The 9,198-nt window shown below is 36.1% G+C and carries 12 protein-coding genes; 2 read left to right on the top strand and 10 right to left on the bottom strand.

Going from position 1 to position 9,198, the window contains the following annotated elements:
- The 6 genes from sufD to VNJ50_RS03370 all read right to left on the bottom strand — a co-directional run.
- Window positions 1-1,167, bottom strand: a 1,167-nt coding sequence (gene sufD / locus VNJ50_RS03395) for a Fe-S cluster assembly protein SufD (protein WP_325579059.1), incomplete at its 3' end; no start/stop codon positions are given.
- Window positions 1,158-1,613, bottom strand: coding sequence for a four helix bundle protein (locus VNJ50_RS03390; RefSeq protein WP_325579057.1), 456 nt, complete (start codon window positions 1,611-1,613; stop codon window positions 1,158-1,160). The genes sufD and VNJ50_RS03390, both read right to left, overlap by 10 nt.
- Window positions 1,614-1,649: 36 nt before the next feature.
- Window positions 1,650-2,402 (bottom strand): Fe-S cluster assembly ATPase SufC, encoded by a 753-nt coding sequence (gene sufC / locus VNJ50_RS03385; RefSeq protein ID WP_325579055.1) that lies wholly within the window; start codon window positions 2,400-2,402, stop codon window positions 1,650-1,652.
- Window positions 2,403-2,430: 28 nt separating this feature from the next.
- Window positions 2,431-2,823 (bottom strand): hypothetical protein, encoded by a 393-nt coding sequence (locus tag VNJ50_RS03380; RefSeq protein WP_325579054.1) that lies wholly within the window; start codon window positions 2,821-2,823, stop codon window positions 2,431-2,433.
- Between the two features lie 31 nt (window positions 2,824-2,854).
- Window positions 2,855-4,303 (bottom strand): Fe-S cluster assembly protein SufB, encoded by a 1,449-nt coding sequence (gene sufB / locus VNJ50_RS03375; protein WP_325579052.1) that lies wholly within the window; start codon window positions 4,301-4,303, stop codon window positions 2,855-2,857.
- 57 nt (window positions 4,304-4,360) lie between these two features.
- Window positions 4,361-4,690: an iron-sulfur cluster assembly accessory protein gene (locus tag VNJ50_RS03370; protein ID WP_325579050.1), complete on the bottom strand. Its 330-nt coding sequence runs from the start codon at window positions 4,688-4,690 to the stop codon at window positions 4,361-4,363.
- A gap of 174 nt (window positions 4,691-4,864) precedes the next feature.
- Between VNJ50_RS03370 and thiL the strand changes: the two genes are divergently transcribed.
- Window positions 4,865-5,914, top strand: coding sequence for a thiamine-phosphate kinase (gene thiL / locus VNJ50_RS03365; protein ID WP_325579048.1), 1,050 nt, complete (start codon window positions 4,865-4,867; stop codon window positions 5,912-5,914).
- Window positions 5,915-6,000: 86 nt separating this feature from the next.
- Here thiL and VNJ50_RS03360 read toward each other — a convergent pair whose 3' ends face one another.
- The 4 genes from VNJ50_RS03360 to VNJ50_RS03345 all read right to left on the bottom strand — a co-directional run bounded on the left by VNJ50_RS03360 (window position 6,001) and on the right by VNJ50_RS03345 (window position 8,142).
- Window positions 6,001-6,624: a hypothetical protein gene (locus VNJ50_RS03360; protein WP_325579046.1), complete on the bottom strand. Its 624-nt coding sequence runs from the start codon at window positions 6,622-6,624 to the stop codon at window positions 6,001-6,003.
- Window positions 6,625-6,729: 105 nt separating this feature from the next.
- Window positions 6,730-6,963, bottom strand: a complete 234-nt coding sequence (locus VNJ50_RS03355) for a hypothetical protein (RefSeq protein ID WP_325579044.1) — start codon at window positions 6,961-6,963, stop codon at window positions 6,730-6,732.
- Between the two features lie 76 nt (window positions 6,964-7,039).
- Window positions 7,040-7,303 (bottom strand): DUF1660 family phage protein, encoded by a 264-nt coding sequence (locus VNJ50_RS03350; RefSeq protein WP_325579042.1) that lies wholly within the window; start codon window positions 7,301-7,303, stop codon window positions 7,040-7,042.
- A gap of 62 nt (window positions 7,304-7,365) precedes the next feature.
- Window positions 7,366-8,142, bottom strand: a complete 777-nt coding sequence (locus tag VNJ50_RS03345; protein ID WP_325579040.1) for an alpha/beta fold hydrolase — start codon at window positions 8,140-8,142, stop codon at window positions 7,366-7,368.
- A gap of 64 nt (window positions 8,143-8,206) precedes the next feature.
- On the opposite strand from VNJ50_RS03345, the gene VNJ50_RS03340 reads away from it, so the two are divergent.
- A partial coding sequence (locus VNJ50_RS03340) for a branched-chain amino acid transport system II carrier protein (protein ID WP_325579038.1) occupies window positions 8,207-9,198 on the top strand: 992 nt, incomplete at its 3' end.

The following is a 9,198-nucleotide window of genomic DNA, read 5'->3' as shown; positions in this document are numbered from 1 at the left end:
ACGTGATTGCATATAGAAAATAGCACTTTCGTCCAATTGTCCAATAGTACAGCCGTGTGAACACTTAACATCATCTGCAAAAATTTCCAGCTGAGGTTTTGTGTTGATGGTTGCTTTATCACTCAACAAAATATTATTATTGGCTTGAAACGCATTTGTTTTCTGTGCTTCTTTGTTAACCAATACTTTTCCGTTGAAAACTCCGGTGCTGCTATCGCCAAAAATACCTTGATAATCTTGATGACTTTCGCAGTTAGGCTCGATATGATGTACCAAAGTATTGTGATCCACATGCTGGTTATTTCCAAGAATGGTTACGCCTTTTAGTGTAGAATCAATACGTTCTCCATTTTGATAAAATCTAAGATTGTTGCGCGTCAATTTTCCACCAAAAGAGAAGGTGTGTACGGATGCAATACTTTCTTGTTCTTGATTAATGAAAGTGTTATCAATCAGTGATGCATGCTCATTATCGTTCTGAATTTTATAGTAATCTACAATAGAACGCTTGTTGGCAAAAATTTCTGTAACGCTATTGGTCAATACAGCATTGTCAGTCAAACTTTGATGACGTTCAATGATTTGCACATGCGAGTTTTCATCCACAACAATTAGGTTACGTGGTTGTAACATCACTGCCGATTCGTTTCCTGTAGAAAAGTGTAGGATCTGAATAGGTTTTGCAACCAATTTGTTCTTTGGGATATGAATGTAAGCACCTTCATGGCAAAATGCGGTGTTTAATGATGTTAGGCCATCTTTTGTTGCTACTTTATTGAAATAATTTTCAATAACCGGTCTGTATTTTGGTTTTGCCAATGCCGATGACATCAAACATACATCAATTTCATCATGTGTTGTTTCAGAAAAATGTGAAGAATACACGCCATCGATAAAGACAATTTTGTAGGTGTCAATATCATGGATGAAATATTTTTTGATGTCGTTGTATGAAATCTGATTGTCACGTTTTGGAAAAACACTGTAATCTTGTTTTAAAATACTATTTAATGAAGTGTATTTCCAGGCTTCATCCTTTTTGGATGGAAAACCTTCGGTTTCAAATTGCTTAATGGCTTCGCTTCGCACATCATGAATTGGCGAATCAATATCCACTAAATTTTCGAATGCCATGAATGAGGCTATGAGTTTTTCTTTTAGTTCCATTGTGTTAGTTTCAAGTTTCTTTTGTTTCTTGTTTCAAGTTGGTTCCGTTTTGGTGTTTGCCTGAATTTGTTCCCTTTGAAATCTTGTTTGTTTAAATATATTATAAAATTAGCTGTTCGTTTACTTAACTGTTCGTACTCGTTTACCAATTTTTCAAATTTTTTTCCTGTGATATCACCATAATCAAGGACTCTATATAACTGAGATCTTGACTCGCCGGCTGAACCTTTTGCTACGGATAAAAATTGCCTAAACTCAATATTTCCATCGCGCACAAATCCTTCAGCAATATTGTCCATTACGGATCCCGAAGATCCTTTGATTTGATCTCTCAATCTGAAATCATTTTTTAATTCAGAATTTAAAACGATTTCTTTAATTTCGTTCGAAAGTCTGCGAGGTTCCTGCCAAATTTCTAAGTCTTCAAATTTTTTGATGGTTGCCATAACTTGAAACTTTAAACAAGAAACTTTTAAACCAAATTAAGCGTTCAATTCTTCCTTAATCCAATCGTAACCTTTTTCTTCAAGCTCGTGGGCCAATTCTTTTCCGCCAGATTTTACAATGCGACCTTCATGCAATACGTGTACAAAATCTGGAACGATATAATCCAATAAACGTTGGTAATGTGTAATAAGAATCACGGCATTATCTTCTGATTTTAATTTGTTCACGCCATTAGCCACGATACGCAAGGCATCAATATCCAATCCTGAATCTGTTTCGTCAAGAATGGCCAATTTAGGCTCTAACATGGCCATTTGGAAAATTTCGTTACGTTTCTTTTCGCCGCCAGAAAATCCTTCGTTTAAGGATCTTGAAAGGAATTTACGGTCAATTTCAAGCATCTCTGATTTTTCGCGGATCATTTTTAGCATTTCATTAGCTGGCATGGCCGGAAGTTGTTTGGCTTTACGCGTTTCGTTGATGGCTGTTCTGATAAAGTTGGTTACCGAAACTCCTGGAATTTCAACTGGATATTGAAACGATAAGAAAATACCTTTATGTGCGCGATCTTCTGGAGATAATTCGCTGATATCTTCATTTTCAAAAAGGATTTCGCCTTCAGTCATTTCATATTCTTCCTTACCCGAAATCACAGATGCCAAAGTGCTTTTTCCAGATCCGTTAGGGCCCATTATTGCGTGTACTTCGCCTGCTTTTACTTCTAAATTTAGACCTTTTAAAATGGCTTTATCGTCAACACTTGCGTGTAAATTGCTAATTTTCAACATATGTTTTTACTTTTTACTTTTGGAATTGTTATTCCGTTATTAATTTTTTGAGGTCACTGTCTTTTTGTTCAACCTTGGACACATTTATAATATCAATAATTTCTACCCTATATTCCCAACCTTCTTCGTTTTCTGGTTTTTTAACCGTTTTGACGTTTAGGGTTACGGCAACCTCATCGGTATAATTGTCTTTTAGAGGTTCGGCCATTTTAATTAATTCTTGTGCTTTTTTATTTTCGACAACGCCAAACAGTTCGTTCGGAGTTCGTAAAACAGCGGCATCAGCATAATAAGTAAACAGACCTGTGATTTCCTTAATCGCTGTTTCTTCAGTTCCTTTATCAGAAACAGACGATTTTGAATCGGTTTTACAACTCGTAAAAAATGCAGTTATAAATAAAATGGCAATCGCTTTTTTCATTGATTATTAGATTTCTGTGTTCGCAGTAATATTATCCAACAGATCCTTCCAAACTGATTTCTAATAATTTTTGAGCTTCTACGGCAAACTCCATTGGCAATTTGTTCAACACATCTTTACTAAAACCGTTAACTATGAGTGCAATTGCTTTTTCGGTATCGATACCACGCTGGTTACAATAAAAAATTTGGTCTTCACCAATTTTACTGGTGGTGGCTTCGTGTTCTATTTTTGCCGATTTGTTTTTTACTTCAATATATGGGAAGGTATGTGCGCCACATTCGTTACCCATCAACAAACTGTCACATTCTGTAAAATTGCGTGCGTTTTCTGCCCGAGCTCCAATTTTGACCAAGCCTCTATAGGAGTTTTGGGATTTCCCGGCCGAAATACCTTTGGAGATAATGGTTGAAGTTGTGTTTTTTCCTAAATGGATCATTTTTGTTCCCGTATCGGCTTGCTGAAAGTTATTGGTTACAGCAATAGAGTAAAATTCGCCTACTGAGTTATCGCCTTTTAAGATACAGCTCGGATATTTCCAAGTAACTGCCGAACCGGTTTCTACTTGGGTCCATGAAATTTTAGCATTCTTTTCGCAAATACCCCGCTTGGTTACAAAGTTGAAAACCCCACCTTTTCCTTCATCATTTCCAGGGAACCAGTTTTGAACGGTTGAATATTTAATTTCTGCGCCATCCAGTGCAATTAATTCCACCACAGCAGCGTGCAGTTGGTTTTCATCACGGCTTGGAGCGGTACAACCTTCTAAATAGCTCACATAGCTATCTTCATCGGCAATAAGCAATGTGCGTTCAAATTGTCCTGTTCCAGCTTGGTTGATTCTGAAGTAGGTTGATAATTCCATTGGGCAACGCACGCCTTTTGGGATGTAACAAAAACTGCCATCACTAAAAACGGCTGAGTTTAAAGCGGCATAGAAATTATCTTTTTGAGGCACTACGGTCCCGATATATTTTCTGACCAATTCTGGATGTTCCTTAATAGCTTCACTTATGGAACAGAAAATAATGCCTTTTTCGCTTAAAGTTTGTTTAAATGAAGTAGCTACAGAAACCGAGTCAATTACAACATCCATAGCAACGCCTGCCAGTGCTTTTTGTTCGTCCATAGAAATTCCCAGTTTCTTGAAAGTTTCAAGTAATTCTGGATCTACTTCATCCAAGCTGTTGTACTTGGGTTTTGTATTTGGTGCTGAATAGTAGGAAATAGCTTGAAAATCTGGTTTTTCATAATGCACGTTGGCCCAATCTGGTTCTTCCATTTGCAGCCATGCTCGAAAAGCCTCCAAACGCCATTCGGTCATCCATTGTGGTTCTCCTTTTTTTATAGAGATATTTCTTACAACATCTTCGTTTAATCCCGGTGGGAAGGTATCAGATTCTATATCCGTATAAAATCCATACTCATACTCCTTGGTTTTTAACTCTTCTCTTAAATCGTCTTCAGTATATTTAGTCATGTCATTATCATTTATTTTTTAAGATCGATCCTTCATTTTAAAGGATATCAATTGTGTTTACAGAGAAAATGATTCTCCACATCCACATGTACGGTTCGCATTTGGATTGTTAAATACGAAACCCGCACCATTCAGTCCTCCGGAATATTCCAGAGTGGTACCAATGAGATATAAAAAGCTTTTCTTGTCAACTATAATCCTGACACCATTATCTTCAAAGACTTTATCCTCATCTTTTTGGGATTTATCAAATTTTAAATCATATGATAAACCCGAACAGCCGCCACTTTTAACACCAACACGCACAAAATCAGTGGCACTGTCAAAGCCATCTTCATTCATCAATTCGATGACTTTCTTCTTAGCTATTTCAGATACTTTTATCATTTCTTATTAAGATTATTTCTAAATAGAGCACAAAGATACAATATTACTAAGGTAATTCCATAGAACTTTTGATTATAATCCCAAATAGGATTATTGTTTTTATTGATATCTGACTATCTATATTATTTGCTAAAATGATTCGTATTTTTTGGGTGATATGCCTAAATTTGCAACATGATAGAAGATAAAAATCAATCTCGTACTTCCATTAGTGAATTAGGTGAATTTGGTCTCATTGATCATTTGACCCAACATTTTGAAATCACACAAAAATCGACCATTAAAGGGATCGGCGATGATGCAGCCGTATTAGAGTTTAAATCCAAACAGTTGGTGGTTACTACCGATTTGTTGGTTGAGCATGTGCATTTTGATTTGGCTTATATGCCGTTAAAACATTTAGGATATAAAGCGGTTATGGTCAATCTGTCGGATGTTTATGCCATGAATGCCAATGCCACACAAATCACTGTGTCACTTGCTATTTCCAGTAGATTTCCTTTGGAAGCACTTGAAGAACTTTATGCCGGTATTGAAACTGCAGCAAAAGTTTATGGCGTGGATGTGATTGGTGGCGATACCACCTCGTCTGTTACCGGATTGATTATTTCTATTACTGCACTTGGCGAAGTTGACAAAAACGATGTGGTTTACAGAAGTGGCGCAAAACCGAATGATTTATTGGTGGTTACAGGTGACTTAGGAGCAGCTTATATGGGACTTCAGATTTTAGAACGTGAAAAAGAAGTGTTTAAGGTCAATCCCAACAATCAACCCGATTTGGATCTGTATTCCTACATTATAGAACGTCAGTTGAAACCAGAGGCACGAAAAGATATCGTAAAACTGCTCAAGGATTTGAATGTAAAACCTACGGCAATGATTGATATTAGTGATGGTTTGTCGTCAGAAATTATCCATTTGTGCAAGCAGAGCAATGTTGGTGCCGTATTGTATGAAAACAAGATTCCGCTCGATCCACAAGTCATTTCAACCTGCGAAGAATTTAATATTGATAGTACAACGATAGCGTTGAATGGCGGTGAAGATTACGAATTGTTAATGACGATTGCCCAAGATGATTATCCTAAAATAAAAGGAAATCCCAATCTTACAATTATTGGTTATATGACCGAAAAAGAGAATGGCATGCATTTAATAACACGCGGCGAAACACAGATTCCTTTAATTGCTAAAGGTTGGAACCCGTTACAGAAGAGTTGATTTTAAGATATTTATAATAAAAAGCAATCTCAAAATTCAAATGAGCTTTGAGATTTTTTTTGCTTGTGTCTATACATAAAGTAAGGTTATATGGTATTGGATGCTTGTTCGACGCATTCATTATATGTTTCAACGATTGCTATTATTTCATCTGCTGTTTTTATTTTTTTACTTTTTAGTGTATTAACCACAGTCGGGCAATCGTTAAAGTATTCAATGGCTCGCTTTCTAAAAGATCTTGAAGGTCTCGCCGTTTTTAAAGGTTTTGCAATGTGTTCTCCTGATCTTTGTACATAAAATTCATCCATACCATGTACACTCATTGATGCATGGCCGGATGAGGTTATTGCAACTTCCCGTCCATAAAGAGTTACAGAACCTGTGGTAATAATACAAAATATTTCTTTTTTGTTTTTGGATACGGGGACGTACTCGTAAAATGCGATTTTGGATCCAGGATACTTAAATTTTATTAACTTAACTTGATTTTCATCAAATACTGTTTTTTCTCCGGTTAATTGATTTCTCACTTTAACCTTAGATTTGCCATTAAAATGTACAAAGTCTTTAGAAATTACCGGGATTTTTATTTCACCTACAATTGTTTCACCATCGTGTAAGATCACTTCTCCATTTGTCCAGGAATATTGAGAAAATGACATAAAAGACATGCTGTAAAAGATCAAGAGTAATAGGATATTTCTTTTCATTTTTAAAGTGGGTTATATTTATACGAAAGGGTATTCAGTAATAAGGTACCATTAGGGATGGTAAAAATGAAAATCTAAAAAATATCTCTAATAAATCTTGGGATGTCAGTGCTCAAAAACAAGCAGTCCTTCTAATCTTTTTGATCTTCTTTTCTTGTAAACACCTTCAAGAACCGAATTAATTTCTTTGTATTTAGCCGTTAATGGAATGAGGTCGCCATTACTGCCAGTAGTCATTTGAGTGTGGCATTTGGTACATTCGTACTCATGGATATGAAGGGTTACTTTTTTGGTAACAACATAGTTGTGTCCAAAAAATGAGCAATAAACACTTTTCACTTTGCTATTAATTTTAATTATTATTTTAGAGGATAATTAAAAGTATAAAATCAAAATGATAAGTGGCTAGGAATCCCTAATATATCGATGAACTGAGCGATTTCTCCTGTGTGCGTTCCATTCTGCGCATATACATGGCTTCTAAGATGGAGTTGATTTCTTTGAATTTTGGAGTCAATTCAATCAAATCACCATTACCATTAATGGTCAATTGTCGTTTGCAGCACTTACAGGTATATTCTTTAATATGTGAAGTAACATTTTTTGAAATCGTATAATTGTGACCAAAAAGGCTGCAATACAGTTTCATTGGAGCAGGGGCTTGAGGATTCTTTTTCATGGTTGTAGTTGTTAGAGGATCCTAATTTAGAAAATAAAATTAAAAATAAACGTCAAAAAACATTATTTTTCGATGAAATGCTTAATAATGTAAGTTAATTCGCTCTTATTTTCAATAAATGACATGTGTCCGCCCGAAAAAGTAACCGTTTTGACTCCTAAATCCATCAATTGTGTATTTAAGCTATCATATTCCAAAACAGGATCTTCCTTACCAAGAATTGCCAGTTTTGCACCAGGCATTTGCTTTAGCAATTCGCTTCGGTCTTTTCTGATTTTCATGCCTTCCATGGCGGCCACAATACCTTGAACAGATAATTTCATGGCCTCTAGCTTTATAAATTCAATTTCATCGGCAAATTGTAATCGGTTATCAGGACTTAATAAATTTCCAATTGACATGCTAACAAAACTCAAAGGACTTTGTTTGACTACTTTAATGGCACGGTCACGGTTGATCTGTCGTTCAGGACTATCCGAAAATGGCGTGGAATTCACTAAACAAAGTCCTTTAATACGCTCCATATTTGTTTCAGCAAGAGCCAAAGCTACATAGCCACCCATAGAATGGCCAATGACATACGTTTTTTCTATTTTTAAATAATCCAAAACATGCACGACAGCTTCCGCCATTTGCTCCATGGTATGGATGTAGCCCAAACTTCCCGTTTGTCCATGTCCCAACAAATCAATTGTAATAATCCGATGGTTTGGCTCAATTTCTGCGGCTAAATTTTGCCACATTTTTGACGTTTCGAGAAACCCATGAAGCAAGACTACAGGTTGCCCTTGTCCTTGATCTGTATAATAAATTGGAATCTGTTTGTATTCTAAAATCATTTTTATACTATATTAGGCAAAGATATAAAGAGTTTGAATTTGAAAGCTCTAAATTTACTTACAGATGACTAATTCTAAAGATGTTCTCGTTACAGGTTTCGCCTTATTTTCCATGTTTTTTGGTGCCGGAAACCTAATTTTACCACCCTATTTAGGTTTTAATGCAGGGCCGGATTGGTTTTTGGTCACCATTGGTTTTGTAATTACGGCGGTGGTTATTCCTATTTTTGGAATTGTAGCACATGCCAAGCTTCAAGGCACTGTATATGATTTTGGAAAAAAAGTATCGCCAATATTCAGTAGTATCTTTTGTTTGTTTGTTTATGGTATTTGCATTGTTTTGCCTTCTCCAAGAACGGCATCTGTAACACATGAAATGGCTATTGCACCGTTTTTTGAAAGTAGTAGTTTGCTAACGAGCACTATTTATTTTGTATTGGTTTTTATTTTTGCAATGAACCGATCAAAAGTATTGGATTTGCTAGGCAAGTATTTGACGCCTATTATTATAGCCATTTTATTGGCCATTATTGGTATTGCAATTTTCTCTTCACCAGCTGAGGTCAGACCTTCACAGTTTGAAACGCCCTTGGTGAGTGGTATGTTGGAAGGTTATCAAACTTTTGATGCCCTAGCCGCTTTGGTGGTTGGTGCGGTATTGATTATTTCTATTAATTTAACGTATTCAGGATCAGTTGCCGAAAAGAAGAAGCTTATTTTTAAATCGGGATTATTGGCCGGTTTTGGATTGTTCATTATTTATATGGGCCTTATTTTAGCTGGATCGATGCACAGTACGGCATTTCCTTCAGATATCAACCGATCCGAATTATTGTTAGGTTTAGGAAATATGACCCTTGGAAGTTTGGGTGCCAGTTTATTAAGCGTTTTAATTGCGTTGGCATGTTTTACAACCGCGGTGGGTATTGTCACCGGTACTGCCGATTATTTTAAAGGCATGTACAACAACTCACAAACGGTATATACCGTGACTGCTGTTATTGGGAGTTTGCTCGGTGTGGTTATGGGTCAATTTGATGTGGCTTATATTATTGA

The sequence above is a fragment of the Gelidibacter sp. genome (assembly GCF_035577925.1).
Taxonomy (GTDB): Bacteria; Bacteroidota; Bacteroidia; order Flavobacteriales; family Flavobacteriaceae; genus Gelidibacter.
Note: the sequence above shows the minus strand (reverse complement) of the source record. Positions and strands in the feature narration are given on the sequence as shown.